At 65.3% G+C, this 1121-nt stretch carries 1 protein-coding gene; it reads right to left on the reverse strand.

Annotation, left to right across the window (positions count from 1 at the left end; translation table 11 throughout):
• On the reverse strand, positions 1-1121 hold a 1121-nt coding region (locus tag DIE17_RS37020; RefSeq protein WP_148095678.1), incomplete at both ends, for an amidohydrolase.

Raw genomic sequence — 1121 nt, forward strand, 5'->3', positions numbered from 1 at the left:
ACCCACGGGTTGTACGACGCCACGCGCGTCGCGTCGGTGCCGGCCGACACCTTGAGGCCCTTCGACAGCATCTTCGCGACGGGCGGCGTCGCTTCGGCCGCCTGCGCGCCGTAGCGCTCGACGAAGTATTCGCCCTGGTACGCCATCCGGTGCTGCACCGCGATACCACCACCCAGCGCGGCGATGCGGTCCATCGATTTTTCGGTAATGGTTTCCGCGTGATCGAAGAACCAGTTCAGCCCTTCGAGCGGGATGTCCTTGTTCACCTTCTCGAACACGTCGAGTGCGCGGCTGATCGTTTCGTCGTAGGTCGCGTGCATGCGCCACGGCCAGCGGTTCTGCGCGAGCACGCGCACGACGCCCTCGAGATCGTCTTCCATCTGCGCCGGCAGGTCCGGGCGCGCGACGCGGAAGTCCTCGAAGTCGGCGGCCGAGAACACCAGCATCTCGCCCGCGCCGTTGTTGCGGAAATAGTCGGTGCCGTCGTGATACTTCGTGCTCTTCGTCCAGTTCACGAAGTCTTCCTTCTCGGCATTCGGCTTCTGCGTGAACAGGTTGTACGCGATCCGGATCGTCATCTCGCCCGCGTCGTGCAGCTTGCGGATCACTTCGTAATCGTCGGGATAGTTCTGCGAACCGCCGCCCGCATCGATCACGCCCGTCACGCCGAGACGGTTCAGTTCGCGCATGAAGTGGCGCGTCGAGTTGTACTGGTATTCGAACGGCAGCTTCGGTCCCTTCGCGAGCGTCGCGTAGAGGATCGTCGCGTTCGGGTTCGCGAGCAGCAGCCCGGTCGGGTTGCCCGCGGCATCGCGCAGGATCGTGCCGCCCGGCGGCTCGGGCGTGTCCTTCGTGTAGCCGACCACGCGCAGCGCGGCCGCGTTCAGCAGCGCGCGATCGTAAAGATGCAGGATGAACACCGGCGTATCGGGCGCGGCCGCGTTGAGTTCCTCGATCGTCGGCAGGCGCTTCTCGGCGAACTGGTGTTCGGTAAAGCCACCGACCACGCGCACCCATTGCGGCGCGGGCGTGATCGCCACCTGCCGCTTGAGCATGTCCATTGCAACCGCGAGCGACGGCACGCCGTCCCAGCGCAGCTCCATGTTGTAGTTCAGGCCACC

Origin of the sequence: Burkholderia sp. Bp9099 (genome assembly GCF_003857805.1) — a bacterium.
In the GTDB taxonomy this organism is placed as follows: Bacteria; Pseudomonadota; Gammaproteobacteria; order Burkholderiales; family Burkholderiaceae; genus Burkholderia.